We start from the raw sequence: 22,269 nt of genomic DNA, 5'->3' as shown, positions 1-22,269 counted from the left end.
GCAGCTATCGGTCCGTTTCCGGCTGGTAGATGTCGGGGACGCCGTCGTGGTCCCGGTCGACGGTCTCGATCTCGTGCACCCGCCGGTAGAGACGGGTCCGCGCCCGCAGGATCACCGTCGCCAGCAGCGCGGAGAGCAGCGAGCCGGTGAGCACGGCGACCTTGACGTGGCCGTCGCGCTCGCTGCCCAGGCCAAAGGCCAGCTCGCCGATCAGCAGCGACACGGTGAAGCCGATCCCGCCGAGCAGCGCCAGGCCGAGCACGTCGAGCCAGCTCAGCCCCTCGTCGAGGTTGGCGCGGGTGAACCGGGACACCAGCCAGGTGGCGGCCAGGATGCCGACCGGCTTGCCGAGCACCAGGCCCACCACGATGCCGACCGCCACCCGATCGGTCAGCGCGGTGGCCAGCCCGGCCAGGCCACCGACGGTGACCCCGGCGGAGAGGAACGCGAAGATCGGCACCGCGACCCCGGCGGAGATCGGCCGGAACCGGTGCTCGAAGTGCTCGGCCAGGCCCGGCCCCGCGTCCGGCCCACCGGCGGCCCTGCTGCGCAGCACCGGGACGGCGAAGGCCAGCAGGACGCCCGCCACCGTGGCGTGCACCCCGGAGGCGTGCACCAGCGCCCAGGTCAGGGCGGCCAGCGGCAGCAGCAGCCACCAGAACCGGACCCGACGCTGCACCAGCACGGCGAAGAGTGCCAGCGGCACCAGCGCGCCCAGCAGCGGCAGCACCGAGAGGCTGGAGGTGTAGAAGACGGCGATGATGATGATGGCGAGCAGGTCGTCGACGACCGCCAGGGTGAGCAGGAAGGTACGCAGCGCCGACGGCAGCAGCCGTCCCACCACCGCGAGCACCGCCAGGGCGAACGCGATGTCGGTGGCGGTGGGGATCGCCCATCCCCGGGCCCCGCCGGCTCCGGCGATCAGGGTGAACAGCACGGCGGGTACGACCACCCCGCCGACCGCCGCCGCCACCGGCACCGCGGCGCGGCGGGGGTCGCGCAGGTCCCCGGCGACGAACTCGCGCTTGAGTTCCAGCCCGGCGACGAAGAAGAAGACTGCAAGCAGCCCGTCGGCGGCCCAGGTCGCGACGCTGAGGTCGAGGTGCAGCGACGCCGGGCCGAAGGTGAAGTCGCGCAGCGAGCGGTAGCTGTCCGCCCAGGGTGAGTTCGACCAGACCAGCGCGAGCAACGCCCCGACGAGCAGCAGCGCCCCACCCACGGTCTCCTTGCGCAGGATGGCGGAGATGCGGCTGGTCTCGCCCCACGAGCGGCGGGCGAACAGGCTGGTACGGCGCCGGGCGGCGTCGGTCACGGGGTCTCCTCGTCGGCAGGAATCGCGTCGTCCATCGCCGACCAGACTTCCCGGCACACCAGGGTCAACCTTATCCTGCTCCCAGGACGGCGGCCCGGTCACCGCGGCGAACGCCCCGGTGAGCTCGGCCTTTCTGCCCCGATCCCGGAATCTGACACATTTTGCAGTCAGGGCCGGACGGCATGCCGGTCGGCTACCCGGGGCATACCCCATGTCCCCCAAACAACCGACATCCACAGGACAGCGTTCGGATCTTGGTGCCCGCGAAGCGTCAGCCGGCCCGACCGCGCACGGTCGGCGGCAGATCCGGATGCCGGCTCGGTTCATTGACTGACCACCGATGGGAGGATCGGCGGTGTGATTGAACTGCCTGGGGGATCTTGGTGGGACTGGGACGTACTGCACTTCGACGGCTCCCAGCTTCGGTTGGCCGCGGGACACGACCTGACCTACCACCACGGTCTCGAGGTGGTGTTCACCGACGTCGCATACCTGGCCTGCCCGACCCCGTTCTGGGATCCTCGGTTCCGAGAACCCACCCTCGAGGAGCGCGCACTGGTGCGTCGGCATGTCGGTGAAGAATCACCAGTGGTCGCTGCCTTCGACGTCGATGCACCGGCCGGAGGCGATCTTCTTTCCTGTCTCGTCGCAGCAGGGTCAGTTGAGGTGATACACGGCCTGGTCTACCGCTACTGGCGTGACAACCTCGCTGCTGGAGAACGATTTGCTCCGCATGTGCGGCCGCCGGAGCCATCCTGAAGTCCGCACTTTGCCGGAGCCGCTGCTGCTACTGACAGCGACGCCCAGCGCGGCGTAGACCGCACGCGCGGCGGCAATAGCGGATGGGCGTCGATCACTCGGTGAGGAATGCGATCAGGGTCTTGAGGTACTCGTCTGGAACGGTCTCGTGAACCAGGTGGCCGGCCGCGATCGTCGTCAGCCGGGCGTCGACCAAGCGATCGGCGAGTTCGGCGAGGTGCTCCTGGGGGATCGGACTCGCTGCCCCGCCCCCGATGAGCAGCGTGGGTGCCGTGATCCGGGCGACGATGTCGGCCCATCCTGGATCTGGATCGTCGATCTCGGGCCGGACCTGCTCCACCATGTGCCAGTCGAAGGGCAGATCCCCCGCGGGACGGTCGGGAAGTCCCGGCGGTCGAGGGTGCGGGTAACCGATGTCCTCAAGCACGAGCTTGCGGACGTGTCCCTGCCGTTCGGCGGCCACCCCGCAGGCCACCAGACCGCCGAGGGAATGGCCGACCAGGTCCACCGCGCCGATGTCCAGCTGGTCCAGGATGCCGATGACGTCTTGCGTGAACAGTTTCAGGCTGTACGTGCCGGGCCAGTCACTGGCACCGTGGCCGCGCAGGTCGACGGCGTACACCGTGCGCTCAGCACGAAGGCCCGAGGCGATCACGCCCCAGTCACGTGCGGTCTTTCCGGTGGCATGGAGCAGCACGGTGGGCGTCTCGCCCTTGTCGACGGCTTGCCATACCCGCAGGGAGAAGTGAAGATCCCCGACCGCGATGTCCATCAGCTCAGGCACACCCGGAGCCTCGCCAACCATCGCCTCCGAATTCAAGACATTCTGCCGTGGGCAGACCCACACGCTGCATCCGGCAGGTCCGCGCACCGGCTGCCCCGCTCGCTACCGTCAGGGTCGAGGGTGCCCGCGGGCGCACCGATCTCGGCACGACAGCGGCTCGGACGTGACCTCCCGACAGCGACGGCACCTCCACGGACGGTGACGGAGCCTCGTCCGCACGGTCCACCCGCTCGGCAGCAGAAGAGGATGTGATGGCGCCGTTGATCTGCTCAGCCTTCCTATATGGCGACCGGGAGCGTCTCGATCCAACAGAGTGCGACCTTTGGAGCCAGCAGAGATTGGGCCTCCTCGGCGTCCGCCCGAGTCAGGAACACTCCGGCGCCGGAACTCTCCGGCCGGTTTTCGCTCGCCCCTCCGAAGGGACGCCGACCATACCAAGATCCGGCACTGCCGCGGTTCCTTCCGGCACGGGAGGGAAAGCATCCTCATCTCGGCAGATCCGCACCGCGAGCCGCGAGCGGTCACGTAACCCTGCGTAGCGCGCGGTTCGCGGCAGATGAGGACGGCGATGGCTTGGGTGGGTGGCCAGCTGGGCCGTAGCGCCTCGCACCAGGTTGCGTTCAGCTCAGGGTCGGCCCCAGCCCACTCCACGACGACATTTGTCCAAGACTGACGGTCGGCAGCCCATGCATCATCCCCTGCATGAGTGAGTACGACGTTGAGCACCCGCATGGGATGCACGTGGTCCACGACGGCCCGCGGCAGGCGCCGCCGCTGTTACTCATCCACGGATCGGGGGCCTCGGGCGCTTCCTGGAGCCCGGTGGTCCCGGCACTGGCCGCCCACCATCACGTCATCCGGGTCGACCTTCCGGGCTGCGGCCAGTCCCCGTCCGCGCTGTCATACGACGTGCCCGTGCAGGCGGGCCGGGTGGCGGCGGTGCTCGACGACCTCGGCCTTCGTCCGGTCACAGCGGTCGGGCACTCCAGCGGCGGCTACGTCGCCACCGCGCTCGCCGAACAGCGCCCCGACCTGGTGAGGTCGCTCGCGTTGATCAGCACCGGCCCGGGCACCGATGCGCTCCTTCCGCAGCCGGTCCTTCTTCGGGTCCTGTTGGCCCCGCCTTTCGGCCCGCTGCTCTGGTCGACGCGTTCGGACGCGATGATCCGCAGGGGGATAAGCGTGACGTGCGCCCGCCCGGTGGAGGTCCCGGACGACTTGGTCGCCGATCTACGGGGCACCACGTACCGCGCGATGAGGACGGTGCTGCGCCGTAACACCGCGTACATCGCCGAGCGGCGGGTGCCCGAGCGTCTCACCGCCCTCGATGTCCCCGTGCTGGTGATCTTCGGCGCTGCCGACCGCCGCTGGGAGCCGTCGTCGGCGCACCAGTACGACGCGGTGCCGAACGCACGGGTCGAGCTGCTGCCCGGCGTCGGGCACATACCCATGCTCGAAGCGCCCGAGACGACCAGCAAACTGCTGCTGGGCTTCACGGCAACAGCCGCTGACACCTTGCCCGTGATCCCTCAGGCATAGACTGGTCACGTGCTGTCGACCGGGACACCACCCGACTGGGCGTCGGTGGAGATCGCAGTCCCGCGCCCGTCAGGTCGGCTGCCGGGGATCAGCATGGCCGGGTTCCGCCACCGTGCCCCCGCACTCGTGGACATCGCCATGGTCGCGCACCCATCCGTCACCCTGCTCGTCGACCTGAGCGAGGGAGAAGGCGCCGCCTACGACACCCATGGCCGGCAGGAACGCGGCAGTGTCGTCGTCGGGCTCCTCCCCGGCGATCTTCGGGCAACTGGCCGGAGGGGCGAGTGCCTCCAGATCCGGCTGGAACCGGTCGCGGCGGTAGCGGTGCTCGGCGCATCGACCGAACTCAGCGGTGCGGTCGTATCCCTCGAAGACGTCTGGGGCCGCGACGCCGGACGAGCCGAGGACAGGCTGCGCGCCGCCGCGTCATGGGACGAACGGTTCACGATCGCGCAGGAAATCCTCGGCCGACGGCTGGGCGCCCGCCCACCGGTCGATCCGGAGGTCGCCTACACCTGGCGGCGGACGCTCACCAGCCGGGGGCGGGTGCGGGTCGACGGCCTGGCGGACGAGGTCGGCTGGAGCCGCAAGCGCCTGTGGTCCCGCTTCCGGTCCCAGCTCGGCATCACCCCCAAACGCGCCGCCCAACTGATGCGGTTCGACCACGCCGCCCACCTTCTCGCCGCGGGCCACGCCGCCGCCAGCGTTGCCACCGAGAGCGGCTACGTCGACCAGTCCCACCTCCACCGCGAGGTCAAGGCGTTCACCGGGCTTACGCCCCCGGCCGTGGCCGTCGCACCATGGCTCGCGATTGACGACGTTGCGTGGCCGGCCTCATCGCCAACCCGGAACCCCGTGACGGGTGGCGAACGCATCCCCGACCTTCGTTGAACAGCCTGCCTGCCACGATCCGGCTCCCACGCGCGCAGATTGAGAAAACCCGCCGCGTCAGGGCGGACTTCGTCCGCGGCCGCTGCAATAGCGACCGCAAGGCGCACTCTCATCGGCCAGTTGCGGATGCCCGCTCGGCTCAGAGGCCATCTACCGATCGTGACCGCTCTTGATCGGTCAGCACGCGCACGGACGGCGGCATGACCGCGCGTCGCGCCGAGCTTGCACCGGCGACCGCGCATCGAGTCGTCCGCGCGGACCCGGGGGCCAGCGTGCTGTGGCGGTCAGACCATGCTCCTCCCGTAGGCTGAGTCGCCGTGGAGTTCGGGCTAGTCCATCTCACTGATCCCCGCCTCGCGGGGTTCGTCGCGGAATCGCGCGCCTTCTACGCTCGGCGGGTCGCGGGTCGTGGTCCGAGCAGTCCCGAGGAGCTGCGGGCGATGCGGGCCATGGCAACCGCTCCCGCCCCGTCGTACCCGCCCGCTGTCGTCGAGGTTGTGTGCACCGGCGGCCGCAGCGCCCCGGTGCGCATCCACATGCCAGCGAGCGGCGAGGTGGCCGGCGTCTTCTTGGAGATCCACGGCGGGGGGTTCTACCTGGGTTCGGCCGCAGGGAGCGACGTCCGCAACCGGAACCTCGCCGATGCTCTCGGGCTCGCGGTCGTCAGCGTGGACTACAGGCTGGCTCCCGAACACCCCTGGCCTGCCGCACCCGATGATTGCGAAACCGCGGCGCTCTGGCTCGCTGACCACGCCGAACACCGCTTCGGCACGACGAAACTCTCCATCGGGGGCTTCTCGGCCGGCGCGACCCTGGCGATGACCGCGCTGCTGCGGCTGCGTGATCGGGGAATCACGGCGTACGGCTCCGCCGTGTTGCAGTTCGGGACCTATGACCTCAGCGCGCAGACTCCGGCTGGGCGCCTGATCGCCGACGAGTACTTCCTCGACGCCTACGCCGGGTCCGTCGAGGACCGCACCCACCCCGACCTCTCGCCGATCTACGCCGACGTCACGGGTCTACCGCCGGTCCTCGTCGTCGTCGGGGCCGACGACGTCCTGCTTGAAGACAACCTGGCGATGGCCGTGCGGCTCTCGGCGGCCGGCGTCGACGTCAACCTCCGCATCTACCCCGCCTCACCTCACGGGTTCACCGGCCATGCGACGCCCATGGCGAGAGCCGCGATGGACGACATCGAGAGCTGGCTTCATCGGCACCTGCAGCTCCAATGCGGATCCACTGGATGATCCGTGCCTCTTTCACGGACCGTCCACATCTCGGCAGATCCGCACCCGCGAGCCCCGAGCGGTCACGTAACCCTCCGTAGCGCGCGGATCGCCAGATGCGTGCACCTGATCTTGGTCCGGCGCGCGGCCATCGGCCAATTGTGCGCCTCCTGGCCTGTGCTTCAACAGATCCAGCAGTAGAGCGAACTCTTCGTTCGTGCTGCGTTCGCTGCCAAAGCAGCGACCTCACCAGGCTGCCCCGTATGACAAGCCCTGTCCACATGCACGCTCATCGGCAACGTCGCCTGTTTGCGGAAGCCATTACCAGCCAGCGGTATCGGCCAGTGCGGGCCTGCCCGGAGGGCATCTTGATCGCTAGGCTTGCGTTGCGCAGAGGCCCACGACGCGCGCCCGGCGAGCCGGAAACGACGGGTAAGCCTAGGCCGGTCGGCCGAAGTCGACGGCTTCGCGGACGAGCCGAGGGGCCTTCTCAGCGAGTTGCTGATCCGGCCGTGCTCCCAGCGCGTCGTTGACTGTGGAGAACGCCAGCCGCAACGCGATGTAGGTTGTCGCCTCGAAGATCTCCAAGTCGTTGAGACCCGCGTCGCGCAAGCGGTCAACGTCGGCGTCGGTCGTGGCGTTCGGATCCTGAACGACCTGACGAGACCAGCCGGCCAGTGCCGCCTCCCGCTCGGACAGCCCACCGTCCAAGCCGTGCAGCACGCCCGCAGCGGTCGCCTCGTCACTAAGTTCGGCCAGCCTCGAGCCCCAGGCCAGCGCACAGTAGGCGTCGCCGCGAGCGGCGGCGGTCGCGACCACCATCACGGCGGCTTCCCGGCCTGACAGGCCCGACCCGACAAGGAGATCCTGGCGCAGCGCCTGAAACGCCGTCAGCACGTCTGGGCGCCAGCACCAGGCCCGAGTCAGGTTGTTGACGTACCCGTCCGCGGTGACATCAGCCTCGTATTCGGCAGCCACCTCCGCACTGAGCGGCGGATCGGCGAGGAACGAACCCGGAGATTCCATGGAATCAGTGTGCGCCACCTGACGACCAGCCAACCCGCCGGTCATCGGACCGATCATGGACACCTCAGGGTCACGGTTGCCAGGCGATGACATGCCGGAGCGAACATCCTGTAATCGGCAGATCCGCACCGCGAGCCGCGAGCGGTCACGTAACCCTGCGTAGCGCGCGGTTCGCGGCATGTGCGGACGACTAGTCAGGATCTTCGTGATCGGTCGATCTGGTCCAGGAGCTTGTCCGCGCTGGGCGTGCTTGAGGAGGCGGAGCGCAGTCGCTGCGAAACTGTCGTGCTGTCGGCGCGATGACGACCGGCGTCCCGGAAAATTCTTCGAAGAAGTCCGGGAGGGGTGTCGGATCGGGGCGGTGGTGTTCGTAGCAGGGGTGAGGCCGCCCACAAGGGGCGGCGCCAAGGCAAAGGAACCGCGATCATGAAGCTGACGACCATGACCCAGATCTCCATTGATGGAGTGATGCAGAACAACGGAGCCCCCACCGACGACCACCCGAATGGGTTCGAGCGCGGCGGATGGGCCCGGGGGGCGGGTGACGACGGGACCAGGACGTTCATCACGCAGACCTACCAGCGCGCCGAGGCGTTCCTGTTCGGCCGGCGGACCTACGAGTTATTCGCCGGCTCCTGGGGATCGATCGACCAGATGCGCGCACATCCCATCGGCGTGGCCTTGAACGTGGCCCCCAAGTACGTTGCCTCGACCACGCTCACCGCGCCGCGTTGGGAGGACACGACTGTTCTCCGCGGTGACCTCGCGGCGGCCATCAGTGAGCTGAAGGCCAAGCCCGGGGGCGAGCTGCAGGTGCACGGGAGCGGCGCCCTGGTCCGGTGGCTGCTGGCCAACGATCTGGTCGACGAGATGACTCTGATCGTGATCCCGGTGATCGTCGGCCTTGGCGCGAGACTGTTCCCGGAGACCGGCCCCGATCTCGCGCTCGACCTGGTCGAGTCGCGGGTCGACTCGAAGGGCGTATCGATCCAGGTCTACCGGCCGGCCGGGCGTCCGCAGTATGCAACGGCCTGAAGTCCCTGACCGCCGAACCACGCTTTCTTGACACCACAGGAGATGATCTTCAGATGCAGTACCTGGTTTCCGTGATCGATGACAAGAGCAATCCCGGCAGCACGGACAGAGGGCCTGCCATCAGCGCGTTCAACGAACGACTGATCGCCGAGGGCTACTGGTTTTTCGCGGGCGGACTCGCGGACACCGACGCGGCCACGGTCATCGACAACCGAGGCGAGCAGGCGGTATTCAGCGACGGGCCTTTCGTGGAGTCGAAGGAGTACCTCGCCGGCGTCTGGGTGTGGGAGGCCCCCGATCTGGATGTGGCGCTCAAGCTCGCCGCTGAGGCGTCGAAGGTCTGCGATCGGAAGATCGAGGTGCGGCCGTTCCAGTGAGCGACGTCGAGGAGGCGGTCACCCGGGCCCACCACGACGAGTGGGCCCGGGTGGTCGCCGCCCTGACCCGGCGTTTCGGTGACCTCGACGTCGCCGAGGAGGCGGCGGCCGAGGCGTTCGCGACCGCCGTCGAGCGGTGGCCGGTGGACGGCGTTCCCCCCAACCCCGGCGCGTGGCTGACCACCACCGCCAACCGCAAGGCCATCGACCGGATCCGGCGCGAGAACAAGCGCGGCGACAAGCAGAAGGAGGCTCAGATGGTGTACGACAACACCCCACCCGAGCCTGTCGGTGCCATCGACGACGACCGGCTGCGGCTGATCTTCACCTGCTGTCACCCGGCGCTGGCGATGGAAGCCCGCGTGGCGCTGACGCTGCGCATGGTCGGCGGTCTGACCGTGCCCGAGATCGCCCGCGCCTTCCTGGTGCGGGAGACCACCTTGGAGCAGCGGATCACCCGCGCGAAGGCCAAGATCAAGGCGGCTCGGATCCCGTATCGGGTGCCGGCCGCGGAGGATCTCCCGGCACGCGTCTCCGGCGTACTCGCCGTGCTGTATCTCGTCTTCAACGAGGGCTACCTGGCGACCGGCCCCGACACCGATCCGATACGTCATGACCTGACCGCCGAGGCGATCCGGCTCACCCGCCTGATCCGCGCTCTGCTGCCGGAGGACGGTGAGGTGGCCGGGCTGCTGGCGCTGATGCTGCTCACCGAGGCCCGCCGCACCGCTCGGGTTTCGGCCAGCGGCGAACTGGTCACCCTCGACGAGCAGGACCGTGGGGCCTGGGACAAGGCGCTGATCGCCGAGGGTCACCGGCTCGTGCGCGAGCGCCTCGCCGCTGCCGCCGCCGGGGTGGCTCCGGGCCGCTACCAGATCCTCGCCGCGATCAACGCCGTGCACACCTCCGCCCGCGACATCCGCGACACCGACTGGTCGCAGGTCGTCGCCCTCTACGACCAACTCGTCCACCTCGACCCCTCCCCGATCATCGCCCTCAACCGGGCCATCGCGGTCGCCGAGCTCGACGGACCGGAGGTGGCGCTGGCGGCCGTCGACCGTCTTGAGGACAAGCTGGCCGGCTATCACGCCTACCACGCCACCCGCGCCGACCTGCTGCGCCGGCTGGGCCAAAGTCAGCAGTCACGCGCGGCCTACGACCGGGCCATCGAGCTGGCCGGCAACACCGCCCAGACCGCCAACCTGATCCGCCGCCGCGACCAACTGCGGTAGCGCCCACGAATCCCGATCGAAACCCCGCGCGCAGCGGCGGCCGGCCCCGACGCAATCAGATCGGCCCGATACCCGCATGAGATCGTCAACGTCTACGGTCGGCACTGCACTGTCATCGGCTAGAAGAGTGAGCGTCCGCGGTGAATCGGCTGTATGACCACGGCCGCGCCGGTCGGATCCGGCGCGGCCGTGGTGCGACCCTGTCGGCCTGGACAAAGCCGCCGGCCACCGGGGTTCCCTTACGGACGGAGCGGGTTCGGCGACCCGACATCGCGTCAGGTTCGCCGTCCAAGGCTGAGCATCGAGCGCCGACCGCGTGGAGGTTGGCCGGCCAGAGGGGATGAATCCGAAGGGACCCCATGCTCGCCGGTCAATTTCTCAAGAGCGCACAAACCCGTCGACACGCCACCTTGACCAGAAAGAGTGCCGGGCATCGTTCGATGATCCTCGATGAAATGCGAAGTAGGCGCAAGCAGTGATACGGCGGTGCGGGCAACTCCATCCCGGGCGGCCCCGAAGGGTCGACCACGCCGGGAAGGCGGCGACGCCCGGCCGGCGGGCCGGCCGGGCGTCGCCGGTGGTACGTCAGAGGCTGAGCTTCTGACCCGGAAAGATCAGACCCGGGTCGGCGCCGACCACGCGCTTGTTGCGCTCGTACAGCGCATGCCAGCCACCGACGAGGTCCCTGGCATCGGCGATCTGCGACAGGGTGTCACCCGGCCGCACCACGTACACCTTGCCGGTGGAGGCCGGCGCGCTGCGCCGCTGGCTGCGGCTGGTGTGCTGCTCGCCGCGCGAGGACCACTGCGGGGAGGTGACCTTCGACGACTTGCGCGACCCGGAGCGCCGCTCCGACTGCTGCGACTTCTCGGACTTGCTGGCGTGGCTCTTGGTGGAGCCGCCCTTCTTGCCGCAGGTCGGCCACGCGCCGATGCCCTGACCGTCGAGCACCTTCTGGGCGATCGCGATCTGCTCGCCCCGGCTGGCCAGGTCGGCGCGGGCGGCGTACTTCTTGCCGCCGTAGCCGGACCAGGTGCTCTGCGAGAACTGCAGGCCACCGTAGTAGCCGTTGCCGGTGTTGATATGCCAGTTGCCGCCGGACTCGCACTGGGCGATCGCGTCCCAGTTGACGCTGGCGGCGCTCGCCGGCGACGCCGGCGCCAGGACGGCGGCGACCCCGGTGACCGCGCCGACGGCGAGCGTGCCGACGGCGACACGGCGCGAGCTGACCCGTCGGTGACGGGCGGTGTATTCAGTTGCCATGGTGGATTCCTCCACGCCGACGAGGTGAGCTGTCGGGTTCGGGCCGAGGAGCCCGGCCGCCGTGGGCGGCTTCACCCCGAGGTGACGTGCACCGAGGAACGTGTGGGTCCCCCGCTCCATGCCCGGGTGACAAGGTCCCACCAGCCGGCGGCATGGATTAGGCGTTACCGGCCGTGGTGTCCGCGATCGCGAACACGGACGACGTTAGGAACTGTTTCGGATGATTGCCCACTTTTTGTGAAGTTCTTCACCCGGCTGAGCGACGGCTTCGTCCTTCGAGTTGCGGACCGGCCGGCGGTGCTCTACAAGGGCCCGTCAGAAACCCGTCACGGCTGGGCCGAAAGCCTGCCCCGAGCGGCGGATCGGGTGCCATCGCATCGCCGTCCCCGCTGGTCGGCGGCCCCGATCGGCGGCGAGCGCCAGCGGACGGCCAGCGTTGCCGCTGATTCGCGACTCATGTCTGGGCAGCCCGGCCGCCGGCTCGGACGGTGGAGCGGAGCGCGGCCCGCGATACCGACGCGGCGAACCTGCCGACCGTCGGGGCCGGGCACCGGCGCTCCTGGCCAGCGCGGTCCGCCGCGGGCCGTGGGGCATCGCCACCGCCAAGTCGGCGCGGCTCGGCGACCGGGTGTTGCGCGACGGCTGCCGGGGCGGCAGCGGCGCGGACGTGGCCTTCGTCCAGCGGTTCGTGGGCGCGAAGCGGTCCGGGCCGGCGAGCGGCACCTTCGACGCGAAGACCGAGGCGGGAGTCCGCTGGTACCAGGGCATGCGGGGGCTCGCCGTGGACGGGATCGTCGGCCCGGCCACCTGGGGCGCGATGGGCGTGGCGGGCCAGCTCCTGAGCCGGCGGCCCCGACCGGGTGCTCCCCACCCGGCCGGGGCCGTCGTCGCGTCAGAGGGTACGGGCCAGCCGGTCGGCGAGAACCCGGGCGAACCGGGCCGGATCGGCCAGGTCGCCGCCCTCGGCGAGCAGCGCCATGCCGTACAGCAGCTCGGCGGTCTCGGTGAGGGCGGCCTCGTCGCCGCCGCGCTCGTGCGCGGCGCGCAGGCCGGTGACCAGCGGGTTGGTCGGGTTGAGTTCGAGGATGCGCAAGACCTTCGGCACCTCCTGCCCCATCGCGCGGTACATCTTCTCCAGCGTCGGGGTGATGTCGTGCGCGTCGCCGACGATGCAGGCCGGCGAGGTGGTCAGGCGGGAGGAGAGCCGCACCTCCTTGACGCTGTCGGCCAGCGCGCCGCCGAGGAAGGCGAGCAGGGCGGCGTACTCCTTGGCCTGCCGCTCCCGCTCCGTCCCGGCCTCTTCGCGCTCCTGCTCGGTGTCCAGGTCCACCTGTCCCTTGGCGATCGAGCGCAGCGGCCGGCCGTCGAACTGCGCGACCCGCTCCACCCAGACCTCGTCGACCGGGTCGGTCAGCAGCAGCACCTCGTAGCCCCTGGCGCGGAACGCCTCCATGTGCGGCGAGTTCTCCAGCATGGCCCGGGTCTCGCCGGTGGCGTAGTAGATCTCCTCCTGGCCATCCTTCATCCGCTCGACGTACTCGCGCAGGGTGGTGAGCTCGGCGGCGTCGTGGGTGGAGGCGACGGAGACGAAGTCGAGGATCGCCTGCTGGTTGTCCGGGTCCTCCAGCAGCCCCTCCTTGACCACCCGGCCAAATTCCGACCAGAACGTCCGGTACCGCTCGGCGTGCTCGGCGCGCATCTCCTTGACGGTGGCGAGGACCTTGCGCACCAGCCGGCGGCGGACGATCTGGATCTGCCGGTCCTGCTGGAGGATCTCCCGGGAGATGTTCAGCGACAGGTCGTGGGCGTCCACCACGCCCTTGACGAATCGCAGGTAGTTGGGCATGAGGGCGGCGCAGTCGTCCATCACGAAGACCCGCTTGACGTACAGCTGCACCCCGCGCCGGCCGTCGGCCAGGTACAGGTCGAACGGGGCGTGCGTGGGGATGAAGAGCAGCGCCTCGTACTCGAAGACGCCCTCGCCCCGCATGTGGATGGTCTCCAGCGGGTCGGTCCAGTCGTGGCTGACGTGCCGGTAGAAGTCGCGGTACTCCTCCTCGGCGACCTCGTCACGCGGCCGGGCCCAGAGCGCCTTCATCGAGTTCAGCGTCGTCGGCTCGGCGTCCGGCGCGACGAGCCGGATCGGCCAGGCGATGAAGTCGGAGTACCGCTTGACGATCTCGCGGATCTTGCCGTGGTCGGTGTAGTCGGCGAGGTTGTCCTCGCTGTCGGCCGGCTTCAGGTGCACGGTGACCGAGGTGCCCTGCGGGGCGTCGTCGACCGTCTCGACGACGTAGGTGCCCTCGCCGGTTGACTCCCAACGGGTACCCTCAGCCTGGCCGGCGCGGCGGGTCAGCAGGGTGACCGTCTCGGCCACCATGAACGTGGCGTAGAAACCGACCCCGAATTGGCCGATCAGGTCCTGGGAGGCGGCCTCCCTGGACTCCTTCAGCTTGCGCAGCAGCTCGGCGGTGCCGGAGCGGGCGATGGTGCCGATCAGCGAGACGACGTCCTCCCGGGACATGCCGATGCCGTTGTCCCGCACGGTCAGGGTGCGGGCCACCGGGTCGGCCTCGATCTCAATGTGCAGGTCGGAGGTGTCGACCTCGAGGTCGGAGTCGACCAGGGACTCCAGCCGCAGCTTGTCCAGCGCGTCAGAGGCGTTGGAGACGAGCTCCCGCAGGAAGACGTCCTTGTGGGAGTAGATCGAGTGCACCATCAACTGCAACAGTTGACGCGTCTCGGCCTGGAACTCCAGCGTCTCGGTCCGGCTGCTCACACCAACCTCCTCGTCGGGTCGTTCACGGGTCCCCGGGACGGGATCCGTGGGACAGGATACGAGCGCGGTGGCCGCCAGGTCACCACCGGTCGTCACGCCGGACGACGGGCCAGCAGGTATGCCTGCGGGGTGCGCTCCGGCCGGCCGTCGTTGGCGCGGTAGCCCAGGGCGTAACTGGGGCAGCGGTCGACCACGTCGATGACGTCGTCCACGGCGGCAGCCTCGGGCGTGATCCAGGGTCGGCGGGTGGGGCCGAAGACCAGCGGCAGTCCGCGGACGCACTGGGTGGCGTGTTGGCAGCGGCTGGCTTCCCAGGTGACGGTGATGCCGGGCGCTGAGTACTCACGCGAGTCGTTCTCGGAAGACATCAGCCGCTCCTGTTGTCATGGGCGTCTTGTGCGTTCCGGGCCGGTTGGCCGCCGGCGGCCAGTCGCATCAGGTCCGTGTCGAAGTCCAAGTCTGCGATGGACCGCTCGGCCCGGGTCGCGTTGCCGTTGAACTGATGCTGGTAGGCACGCCAGTTGTCGTCGGCGATCTCGCGAGGTGCGCCGCTGCGCAAGAGCAGCACGAGTTCGGTGGCTGCTCGGGTGATCCGGTTGCCGAGCTCTGGGGAGGCCCAGTCCTCGGGTGCGGCGTACAAGGAGGTGGGGACCGGGATGGCGCGCAGGAACGCGAACAGCGGGCGCAGCTGCTCGTCGACGACCATGGCGTGGCGATCGGTGCCGCCGGTGGCACCGAGGATGACGGGCTTGGCGATCAGCAGGTCGTTGTCGATGAGGTCGGCGAAGGACTTGAACAGGCCGCTGATCCCGGCCTTGTAGACCGGTGTGCTCGCGATGACCGCCTCGGCGGACGCCAGCCGGTCGATGGCGGCTTGGACGGGTTCGGTGGGGTAGCCGCCGACGATCGATCGGGCAATGTCGATGGCGATCGGCGCCAGGTCGATGATCGTCACCGTGGCCTGGGTGCCCTCGGCACGGAACAGGTCGAGAGTGCGCTGTGCGGCACGCTCGGCAAGCAGCCGGGTCGATGACGGGTCACTGACGCCCGCGCTGACGACGGCGATGGTGACGGCCGAGGTTTGCGGAGTGCTCATGTCAGGCTCCTGCGTGAGCTGGTGTGGTGGTCAGCTGGGCGTCCTCGCTGGCTGCGATCAGTGCCCTCGCGCTCGCGCTCGCGGCTGAGCGTGGCGGAGGTCCGCAGCAGCGCCTCCCAGGCGACGTTGGCCGGCCGGGTGTCGGCGTTCATCAGAACGCCACCGGGAAGCTCGCCTGGACGCTTGGGTCGCTGTCCTGGTACGGCGAGGTGCCGGACAGGTTGTCACCTCGGTTCGGGTTCGGCCGAGGCTGCCGCGGCTCGGCGTCGCCGTACTTCGCGGCAACCAGCGACGCGTGCGTGGGCACGTCGGGAACGCCCGGAGCCCGCCGGGCTTGCATCTCATTGCGTAGCACCGGCACCACTTCGGTGCCTAGTAGCTCGACCTGCTCCAGCGCCACCTCGATCGGCAGGGCCAAGCCGTCGACCGCGAACAGCTGACGCTGGTAGTCGCCGAACCCCTCCTGGAAGGTGAGCACCTTGTCGATCACCTGCTGCGGGCTGCCGACCGTGATCGGGGTGCGTTCCATCTGGTCTTCGAGCCGGGAGCCTCGGAACACCGGGTAGTTCTCGAAGTACGGCCGAAACGCGTCGACCGCGTCCTGGGAGCGCCTGGCGATGAACGACATGCCGCCCAGCCCGACGATCGCCTGCTCGGCGGTGCCGTGGCCGTAGTGCTCGAACCGCTGCCGGTACAAGTCGACCAACGGCTTGAAGTGCAGGTTGGGCGCCAAGATGTGGTTGGCGAAAAAGCCGTTGCCGTAGAAGGCTGCCTGTTCGGCGATCTCCGGTGATCGGATCGACCCATGCCATACGAACGGCGGTACGTCGTCCAGCGGCCGCGGCGTCGAGGTGAACCCCTGCAGCGGAGTCCGGAAACGGCCCTCCCAGTCGACGACGTCCTCGCGCCACAGCCGGTGCAGCAGGTTGTAGTTCTCCAACGCCAGCGCGATCCCCTGGCGGATGTCCTTGCCGAACCACGGGTAGACCGGCACCGTGTTGCCCCGGCCCACCATCAGGTCCAGTCGGCCGCCCGCTACATGCTGGAGCATCGCGTAGTCCTCGGCCAGCTTCACGGGGTCGTTGGTGGTCATCAGCGTGACCGACGTACTCAGGACGATGTTGCGGGTGACCGCCGCGATGTAGCCCAGCAACGTCGTCGGCGACGACGGCACGAACGGTGGGTTGTGGTGCTCACCGAGCGCGAACACGTCGAGCCCGACCTCGTCGGCACGCCGCGCCACCCGGATCATGTTCTGGATCCGCTCGGCCTCGCTGTAGGTGTAGCCCGTCATCGGATCGGGAGCGATGTCTCCGACGGTGAAAATTCCGAACTGCACGACGACCTCCTACGAACCCGTGACGGCCACATCCATGACCCACTGCGCCACCTTGGCCCCGATGCGACCCGGACGAGTACTCCCGAGAACGACACCGATCTTGACGGACATGCTCAACCCCCACCCTGACTTGAACGTTCAAGCGAGAACACTAGCGGTCCGCACTTGAACTTTCAACCCAGTGGTAGGGTGAGCTCGTGGGGCGAACATCTCCGCAGCCGAAGGGTCCAACGCTGACCACCGAACCCCGCTGGCTGGACGATGACCAGCTGGCGTCCTGGCGCGCGCTGGCGACCCTGACCGTCCGGCTGCCATGGGCGTTGGAACGACAACTGCAGCACGATGCCGAACTGAGCTTCATGGAGTACCACGTGCTCGCCCGGCTCTCCGAAGAACCCGACCGCCAACTCCGGATGAGCGTGCTCGCCGAGCTGACCAACTCCTCGCTCTCGCGCCTCTCCCACATGGTCAAGCGCCTGGAGGCGCGGGGCTACGTACACCGCGCACCCGACCAGACCAACGGCCGCTTCACCGTCGCGACGCTCACCGACCTCGGCCACACCAAGCTTGCCGCGACCGCTCCCAGCCATGTGGACGAAGTACGCCGGCTCATCGTCGACCGGCTCAGCGCCGACGAGCTCCGATTGCTCGGCGACCTCGCCGATCGGCTGGTCGAAGGGATCGAGCGGGCTGACCCCTAGCTAGGGCGGTGTCACCGATCCGGGGAAGTCGGGCGCGAATGGGGTGGGACGGGACCTCCTCGTCCGCCTCGCCGGCGCCCCGCCGCCGCACCAGCGGCCCGGGGGCCCCGGGGTGCGGGCCGAGCCCGCCCGACATCCGCCGGCGCCGCCGTCCCGGGCGGCGCGGGCGGGTATTCTGCACCGGGTCCGCAGCTCACCGCAGGAGGTCGTCGTGTCCAGGGACACGGAGCGCAGGCTCATCGCCTCCAACAAGAAGGCCCGGCACGACTACACCGTCCTCAAGACGTACGAGGCGGGGATCGTGCTGGCCGGTACCGAGGTGAAGTCACTGCGTGAGGGGCGGGTGTCGCTGGTCGACGCCTTCGCCCAGGAACGCGACGGCGAGATCATGCTCTACGGCCTGCACATCGCCGAGTACGGCTACGGCACCTGGACCAACCACCAGCCCCGCCGGACGCGCAAGCTGCTGCTGCGCCGGGTGGAGATCGCCCGGATCCTGGAGAAGGTGCGCGACGGGGGCGTGACGCTGGTGCCGCTGTCCATGTACTTCAGCAACGGCTGGGCCAAGGTCGAACTGGGCCTGGCACGCGGCCGCAGGTCGTACGACAAGCGGCAGGCGCTCGCCGAGCGCGACGCCAACCGGGAGATCGCCCGTGAGCTGGGCCGCCGCCTCAAGGGCCGCCGCCCCGCCTGAGCCACCCGTTTGCACCCGCCGCGTCGCCGATCGACAAGACATCTTGTACATCATGTCTTGTGCATCTAGTCTGTCGCCATGCCCGAGGACGAGTCGACACTGCACCTGACCGACCCCCGCGCCATGCGCGCCCTGGCCCACCCCACCCGCCTGCGGCTCCTCGGCGAGCTGCGGGTCCGCGGCCCGCAGAGTGTCGGCATGCTCAGCGAAATCGTCGACGAGGCGGTCGGCTCGGTCAGCTACCACCTGGGCAAGCTCGCCGAGCACGGCTTCATCCGGGAGGCGCCCGAACACGCCCGTAATCGCCGGGAACGCTGGTGGCGGGCGGCGCACACCCGTACCGCCTGGGAGCCGGTCGCGGTGCTGGCCGACCCGGAGCTCAAGCTCGCCTCGGACCTGCTGCGCCGGGCCGCACTCCAGCGGTACGTGGAGAAGTTCCAGGACTACCTTGATGCCGAGGCCACCCTCGACCCCGCCTGGGTACGCGGCACCGCCAGCAGCGACCACTTCCTCCACCTGACACCGGATGAGCTCGTGGAGCTGCGCGGCGACCTGGAGGCACTGTCGGCGCGCTGGGTGGCGCGCAGCGACCCCGGCCGGCCCGACGCCCGCACCGTCACACTGATCTACCAGGCCTTCCGGGGGCCACAGTGAGCGCGGCACCGCGCCGCTGGGGACCGCTGCTCGGCCTGCTCGTCGGCCACACGGTCTCGCTCACCGGCAACATGCTCACCTACATCGCCCTGCCCCTCTACGTGTTGGCCGAGACCGGCTCACCCGCGGCCACCGGCCTGACTGGTGCGTTCGCCACCGCGCCGGTGGTGCTCGGCGGCGCCCTCGGCGGCGTGCTGGTCGACCGGATCGGCTACCGCCGGGCCAGCGTCCTGGCCGACCTGGTGTCCTGCGCGACCGTCGCCGCCGTCCCGCTGCTCGACGCCACCGTCGGCCTGCCGTTCTGGGCGCTGCTGGCGCTGGTCTTCGCCAGCGGGCTGCTCGACACGCCCGGCCAGACCGCGCGGACCGCGCTGCTGCCGGAGGCGGCGACCGCCGCCCGGGTGCCCATCGAGCGGGCGATCGGCTGGTTCGAGGCCACCGAACGCGGCTCCCGGCTGCTCGGCGCACCCGTCGCCGGGCTGCTGGTCGCCGCCATCGGCGCGCTGCCGGTGCTGGCCGTGGACGCCGCCACCTTCGCCGTCTCCGCGCTGGTGGTCGCGCTGCTGGTGCCCCGGAGCATGCGCCCCACCGACCAGGCGCAGGAGGAATCCGGCGGCTACTGGCGCAACTTCGCCACCGGGGTCCGGTTCCTGACCCGGGAGCCACTGCTGCGCGCGGTGGTGCTGCTGGTCCTCGTCACCAACTTCTTCGACGCGGCCAAGAGCAGCGTCCTGCTGCCCGTGGTCGCCGAACGCGACCTCGGCGGGGCCACCGCGTTCGGGCTGCTGGTCGGCGCGATGGGCGGCGGCGCGCTGGTCGGCTCGCTGGTGTTCAGCGCCGTCGGCCACCGGCTACCGCGCCGCGCCACCTTCGTCACCGCCTTCGCGGTGGCCAGCGGCCCGACGTTCTGGGCCCTGGCCGCCGCACCGCCGCTGCCGGTGCTGGTGGCGGTCTTCGCGGTCTCCGGTCTCGCCGCGGGCGCGATCAACCCGCTGATCGGCGCGGTCAAGCTGGAACGGGTGCCCGCGCACATGCGGGCCCGCGTCTACGGGGTCGTCGGCGCCGGCGCCTGGGCCGCCATGCCGCTCGGCGCCCTCGGCGCCGGTCTGGCCGCGGACCGGTTCGGCACCACCGCCACCCTGCTCACGATCGGCACCGCCTACGTCCTGGTCGTGCTCACCCCATTGCTGGGCGGCCCGTGGCGGCGAATGGGCCGACCGGCGGCCGTGGACGAGCAGCACCCGGACCTGGCCGCCACGCCCACCTGAGCTCCGCCGGCCTCGGGCCGGCCGGGCGGGCGGCCAGCGCGGTCAGGCGGCCAGCGCGGCGCTGATCGCGCGCACCTGCTGCGATGGAAGCCCAGAACCGGCCGGCCACCGCGACCCGGCCGGTACGCAGCCCGCGCGACGCCAGCAGGGGCAGGAACTCGTGCCGGCGCGGCCCGGACGCGGGGCACCCGCCGGGGTCGGTCGGACTGCGCCGACCGGCCCGGCCGGGCATAGACTCCCGGCATGAGGCGTCGAGCGTGACCAGCGGATCAGTGGGGTCCGTGCCGCCGGGGCACGTCTGCTGGACCTACGACGACCCAGCGGTCTTCGACGCCCGGGCGCAGCGGTTCCTCCTCGCCGGCCTCGACGCCGGCGAGCGGGTCCGCTACGTCACCGCCGAGCCGGAGGGCATCGCCGCCGCACGGTGGCGGAACGTCCCGCGACTGCGCGAGGCGCTGCGCAGCGGCGCCGCCTGCGGGTACGACCGGCGGGTGCTGGACGACCGGACGATCGAGGAGCTGGCCTGCCTGCACCCGGCGGCCGACCCGGACGCCACCCTGTTCCACCTGTACGTCGGGCCCGCTGATCTGGTCCTCGCCGGCGAGCTCGACAGCTCCAACCACGAGACCTTCGGCGCTGCGCTCACCCGTGCCCACCTCGACGACGCCACCGGCGAACTGGTGGTCCGCGCCGACGAGCTGCGCTTCATCGACTACCGGAGCCTGGTGCACCTGCACCGGCCCGCCAAGCGGCGCGGCGGGACCGTGGTCCTGCGCACCGCGCTGGCGCCCGCTGCCCGGCTAGTCGAGCTGCTGGGACTGTCCCGCATCCGGGTGGCGGTGGCCCGATGAGGACCGGCGCGGCCGCGGGGCACCGCGGGTACTTCCACGAGGCCGTCTGCTACGGCTCCGAGGACGAGCTCCTCGCCGTCGTGCTGCCCTTCCTCGCCGGCGGGGTCGCCGCCGGTGAGCCGACGCTGGTCGCCTTCGGCGAGCGCAACACCGCGCTGGTGCGCGCGGCGCTCGGACCGGACTCCGGGGTGTCGTACCTCGGTGGCGGCGACGTGTACGGCCGGCCGACGGTGGCGATCAGGTCCTACCGGCAGCTGCTGGCCGACCACGTCACCGCCGGGGCGGGGCAGATCCGCATCATCGGTGAGCTGCCTGCGTCCGCGTTCGGCCCGACCTGGGACTGGTGGGCCCGCTACGAGTCGGCGATCAACCACGCCTACGATGACTTTCCACTGTGGAGCATGTGCGCGTACGACACCCGGACCGCCCCGGCCGCGATGCTGGCGGACGTGGCCCGCACCCACCCGCGTACGGCCACGCCGGACGGGCGGCACATGCCGAACGAGGGCTACACCGAGCCCGAGGCGTACCTGCGGGAGAACCGGCCGATGGCGCCCGACCCGTTGCAGGCGGGCACTCCGGCCGTCGAGCTGGGCGACCCGACACCGGCGCGGGCCCGCGAGGCGGTGCAGGAGGCCGGTCGTGGCCGGCTGAAGGTCGACGACGTCGACGACCTGGCGGTGGCGGTGAGCGAGGTGGTGACCAACGCGCTGCGGCACGGTCGGCCGCCGGTGCGGTTCCGGCTCTGGGCCGCCGAGAATCGGATCGTGGTGACCGTCGACGACCGCGGTGACGGGCCGAGCGATCCGTACGCTGGTCTGCTGCCCGCCCAGGGCGCGACGGCGGGCGGTCTCGGGCTGTGGATCACCCACCAGTCCTGCAACCACGTCGCGATGCACCGCGGGGCGGACGCTTTCACGCTGCGCCTGACCGCCGGCAATCCGCACGTCACGCGCTGACGCGCGGCGGGCGGCCCTGCGGGGGCGGGTCAGTCGCGCAGCAGATCGGCGTGCACGGCGCGCAGCCGGTCGAGGGCCCGGTCGCCGCCCGGCGAGACCCGCCGGTCCAGCTCGGCCCAGGCCTCGGCGAGGGCAGCGGTGACCGCGCGCAGCTCGGCGGCGTGCCGGCGGGCGCCCTGCCGGTGCGCCTCCTCCAGGCGGCGGGCCCAGCCGGCGGTGACGGCGGCGAGGCGCTCACCGTCGGCCCGCGCCTGGGCGGCGGTGCGGGCCGCTGCGGCGGGCACGATCGCGGCGACCGGGCGGGTATCACCGTCGCGGGTGACCAGGGTGACGGTGTCGGTCAGCTCGGCCATGGCGATCAGCTGGGTCAGTCGGGTGCGCAGCTCGCGCAGCGGCAGGGAACGGGGTCGACCACTGTGGTGGGTCAGCGCGGGGGCAGCCATGCTCCCATGCTGGGACCGGGGTACGACATTTACCGACGTGA

The 22,269-nt window shown here is 70.4% G+C and carries 22 protein-coding genes, 1 pseudogene and 1 riboswitch; of the genes and pseudogenes, 14 read left to right on the top strand and 9 right to left on the bottom strand.

Features of this window, described 5'->3' with window-relative positions; translation table 11 throughout:
• Positions 1–4: 4 nt before the first annotated feature.
• Complete coding sequence (gene nhaA, locus ABZ807_RS15685; RefSeq protein WP_357157316.1) at positions 5–1,312, bottom strand: Na+/H+ antiporter NhaA; 1,308 nt, start codon at positions 1,310–1,312, stop codon at positions 5–7.
• 357 nt (positions 1,313–1,669) lie between these two features.
• Between nhaA and ABZ807_RS15680 the strand changes: the two genes are divergently transcribed.
• On the top strand, positions 1,670–2,071 hold the full coding sequence (locus ABZ807_RS15680) for a hypothetical protein (RefSeq protein WP_357157313.1): 402 nt from the start codon (positions 1,670–1,672) through the stop codon (positions 2,069–2,071).
• Positions 2,072–2,165: 94 nt separating this feature from the next.
• Here the strand turns inward: ABZ807_RS15680 and ABZ807_RS15675 are convergent, their stop codons facing one another.
• Entirely contained in the window at positions 2,166–2,942 is a 777-nt protein-coding gene (locus tag ABZ807_RS15675; RefSeq protein ID WP_357157310.1) for an alpha/beta hydrolase, read from the bottom strand.
• Positions 2,943–3,557: 615 nt separating this feature from the next.
• Between ABZ807_RS15675 and ABZ807_RS15670 the strand changes: the two genes are divergently transcribed.
• The 3 genes from ABZ807_RS15670 to ABZ807_RS15660 all read left to right on the top strand — a co-directional run bounded on the left by ABZ807_RS15670 (position 3,558) and on the right by ABZ807_RS15660 (position 6,532).
• Positions 3,558–4,394 (top strand): alpha/beta fold hydrolase, encoded by an 837-nt coding sequence (locus tag ABZ807_RS15670; protein ID WP_357157307.1) that lies wholly within the window; start codon positions 3,558–3,560, stop codon positions 4,392–4,394.
• Positions 4,395–4,520: 126 nt separating this feature from the next.
• The gene (locus ABZ807_RS15665) at positions 4,521–5,285 is read left to right on the top strand and encodes a helix-turn-helix domain-containing protein (RefSeq protein ID WP_357157298.1); all 765 of its coding nucleotides are present in this window, start codon (positions 4,521–4,523) and stop codon (positions 5,283–5,285) included.
• Positions 5,286–5,602: 317 nt separating this feature from the next.
• A complete protein-coding gene (locus ABZ807_RS15660; protein ID WP_357157295.1) occupies positions 5,603–6,532 on the top strand; it encodes an alpha/beta hydrolase in 930 nt (309 codons plus the stop codon).
• 417 nt (positions 6,533–6,949) lie between these two features.
• On the opposite strand, the gene ABZ807_RS15655 is transcribed toward ABZ807_RS15660, so the two are convergent.
• Positions 6,950–7,582, bottom strand: a complete 633-nt coding sequence (locus ABZ807_RS15655; RefSeq protein WP_357157292.1) for a hypothetical protein — start codon at positions 7,580–7,582, stop codon at positions 6,950–6,952.
• A 381-nt stretch (positions 7,583–7,963) separates the two neighbouring features.
• On the opposite strand from ABZ807_RS15655, the gene ABZ807_RS15650 reads away from it, so the two are divergent.
• The 3 genes from ABZ807_RS15650 to ABZ807_RS15640 are packed head-to-tail and all read left to right on the top strand — an operon-like array spanning position 7,964 to position 10,181.
• On the top strand, positions 7,964–8,572 hold the full coding sequence (locus ABZ807_RS15650) for a dihydrofolate reductase family protein (RefSeq protein WP_357157289.1): 609 nt from the start codon (positions 7,964–7,966) through the stop codon (positions 8,570–8,572).
• Positions 8,573–8,625: 53 nt separating this feature from the next.
• Positions 8,626–8,949 carry a YciI family protein gene (locus ABZ807_RS15645; protein ID WP_357157286.1) on the top strand — a complete coding sequence of 108 codons (324 nt, stop codon included), beginning with the start codon at positions 8,626–8,628 and terminating at the stop codon, positions 8,947–8,949.
• Positions 8,946–10,181, top strand: a complete 1,236-nt coding sequence (locus ABZ807_RS15640; RefSeq protein ID WP_357157283.1) for a DUF6596 domain-containing protein — start codon at positions 8,946–8,948, stop codon at positions 10,179–10,181. The genes ABZ807_RS15645 and ABZ807_RS15640 overlap by 4 nt, the downstream gene beginning before the upstream one ends.
• A gap of 585 nt (positions 10,182–10,766) precedes the next feature.
• On the opposite strand, the gene ABZ807_RS15635 is transcribed toward ABZ807_RS15640, so the two are convergent.
• A complete protein-coding gene (locus ABZ807_RS15635; RefSeq protein WP_357157280.1) occupies positions 10,767–11,444 on the bottom strand; it encodes a transglycosylase family protein in 678 nt (225 codons plus the stop codon).
• Positions 11,444–11,618, bottom strand: a riboswitch (cyclic di-AMP (ydaO/yuaA leader). (Overlaps the previous gene by 1 nt.)
• Before the next feature lie 454 nt (positions 11,619–12,072).
• Here ABZ807_RS15635 and ABZ807_RS15630 point away from each other — a divergent pair.
• Positions 12,073–12,252: pseudogene (locus ABZ807_RS15630) on the top strand (peptidoglycan-binding domain-containing protein); the annotation flags it as partial.
• Between the two features lie 84 nt (positions 12,253–12,336).
• Here ABZ807_RS15630 and htpG read toward each other — a convergent pair.
• From htpG to ABZ807_RS15610, 4 genes are all read right to left on the bottom strand, one after another.
• Entirely contained in the window at positions 12,337–14,223 is a 1,887-nt protein-coding gene (htpG, locus tag ABZ807_RS15625; RefSeq protein ID WP_357157277.1) for a molecular chaperone HtpG, read from the bottom strand.
• 92 nt (positions 14,224–14,315) lie between these two features.
• A complete protein-coding gene (locus ABZ807_RS15620; protein ID WP_357157274.1) occupies positions 14,316–14,591 on the bottom strand; it encodes a (4Fe-4S)-binding protein in 276 nt (91 codons plus the stop codon).
• A complete protein-coding gene (locus ABZ807_RS15615; RefSeq protein ID WP_357157272.1) occupies positions 14,591–15,319 on the bottom strand; it encodes a CE1759 family FMN reductase in 729 nt (242 codons plus the stop codon). The genes ABZ807_RS15620 and ABZ807_RS15615 overlap by 1 nt, the downstream gene beginning before the upstream one ends.
• A gap of 151 nt (positions 15,320–15,470) precedes the next feature.
• Positions 15,471–16,658 carry a CE1758 family FMN-dependent luciferase-like monooxygenase gene (locus ABZ807_RS15610; RefSeq protein ID WP_357157269.1) on the bottom strand — a complete coding sequence of 396 codons (1,188 nt, stop codon included), beginning with the start codon at positions 16,656–16,658 and terminating at the stop codon, positions 15,471–15,473.
• Positions 16,659–16,855: 197 nt separating this feature from the next.
• On the opposite strand from ABZ807_RS15610, the gene ABZ807_RS15605 reads away from it, so the two are divergent.
• The 6 genes from ABZ807_RS15605 (at position 16,856) to ABZ807_RS15580 (ending at position 21,785) form a co-directional block, all read left to right on the top strand.
• Positions 16,856–17,359 carry a MarR family transcriptional regulator gene (locus tag ABZ807_RS15605; protein ID WP_357157265.1) on the top strand — a complete coding sequence of 168 codons (504 nt, stop codon included), beginning with the start codon at positions 16,856–16,858 and terminating at the stop codon, positions 17,357–17,359.
• A 211-nt stretch (positions 17,360–17,570) separates the two neighbouring features.
• A complete protein-coding gene (smpB, locus tag ABZ807_RS15600) occupies positions 17,571–18,053 on the top strand; it encodes an SsrA-binding protein SmpB (protein ID WP_357157262.1) in 483 nt (160 codons plus the stop codon).
• 78 nt (positions 18,054–18,131) lie between these two features.
• Positions 18,132–18,707, top strand: a complete 576-nt coding sequence (locus ABZ807_RS15595; RefSeq protein WP_357157260.1) for a helix-turn-helix domain-containing protein — start codon at positions 18,132–18,134, stop codon at positions 18,705–18,707.
• Positions 18,704–19,975: an MFS transporter gene (locus ABZ807_RS15590; protein ID WP_357157258.1), complete on the top strand. Its 1,272-nt coding sequence runs from the start codon at positions 18,704–18,706 to the stop codon at positions 19,973–19,975. Before ABZ807_RS15595 ends, ABZ807_RS15590 begins: the two co-directional genes overlap by 4 nt.
• A 257-nt stretch (positions 19,976–20,232) precedes the next feature.
• The gene (locus ABZ807_RS15585) at positions 20,233–20,826 is read left to right on the top strand and encodes an MEDS domain-containing protein (RefSeq protein WP_357157255.1); all 594 of its coding nucleotides are present in this window, start codon (positions 20,233–20,235) and stop codon (positions 20,824–20,826) included.
• Positions 20,823–21,785, top strand: coding sequence for a sensor histidine kinase (locus ABZ807_RS15580; protein ID WP_357157252.1), 963 nt, complete (start codon positions 20,823–20,825; stop codon positions 21,783–21,785). Before ABZ807_RS15585 ends, ABZ807_RS15580 begins: the two co-directional genes overlap by 4 nt.
• A gap of 29 nt (positions 21,786–21,814) precedes the next feature.
• On the opposite strand, the gene ABZ807_RS15575 is transcribed toward ABZ807_RS15580, so the two are convergent.
• Entirely contained in the window at positions 21,815–22,228 is a 414-nt protein-coding gene (locus ABZ807_RS15575) for a type II toxin-antitoxin system Phd/YefM family antitoxin (RefSeq protein WP_357157249.1), read from the bottom strand.
• Positions 22,229–22,269: the final 41 nt, after the last annotated feature.

The organism is Micromonospora sp. NPDC047548 (assembly GCF_040642975.1).
GTDB lineage: Bacteria > Actinomycetota > Actinomycetes > Mycobacteriales > Micromonosporaceae > Micromonospora.
The sequence above is the reverse complement of the archived record's forward strand: the minus strand, read 5'-3'. Positions and strand labels throughout refer to the sequence as shown.

Coding starts and splice junctions, on each gene's coding strand:
- ABZ807_RS15670 (WP_357157307.1), top strand. CDS start 3,558: ATGAGTGAGTACGACGTTGAGCACCCGCATGGGATGCACGTGGTCCAC.
- ABZ807_RS15655 (WP_357157292.1), bottom strand. CDS start 7,582: ATGACCGGCGGGTTGGCTGGTCGTCAGGTGGCGCACACTGATTCCATG.
- ABZ807_RS15650 (WP_357157289.1), top strand. CDS start 7,964: ATGAAGCTGACGACCATGACCCAGATCTCCATTGATGGAGTGATGCAG.
- ABZ807_RS15645 (WP_357157286.1), top strand. CDS start 8,626: ATGCAGTACCTGGTTTCCGTGATCGATGACAAGAGCAATCCCGGCAGC.
- ABZ807_RS15635 (WP_357157280.1), bottom strand. CDS start 11,444: ATGGCAACTGAATACACCGCCCGTCACCGACGGGTCAGCTCGCGCCGT.
- ABZ807_RS15620 (WP_357157274.1), bottom strand. CDS start 14,591: ATGTCTTCCGAGAACGACTCGCGTGAGTACTCAGCGCCCGGCATCACC.
- ABZ807_RS15615 (WP_357157272.1), bottom strand. CDS start 15,319: ATGAGCACTCCGCAAACCTCGGCCGTCACCATCGCCGTCGTCAGCGCG.
- ABZ807_RS15595 (WP_357157260.1), top strand. CDS start 18,132: ATGCCCGAGGACGAGTCGACACTGCACCTGACCGACCCCCGCGCCATG.
- ABZ807_RS15580 (WP_357157252.1), top strand. CDS start 20,823: ATGAGGACCGGCGCGGCCGCGGGGCACCGCGGGTACTTCCACGAGGCC.
- ABZ807_RS15575 (WP_357157249.1), bottom strand. CDS start 22,228: ATGGCTGCCCCCGCGCTGACCCACCACAGTGGTCGACCCCGTTCCCTG.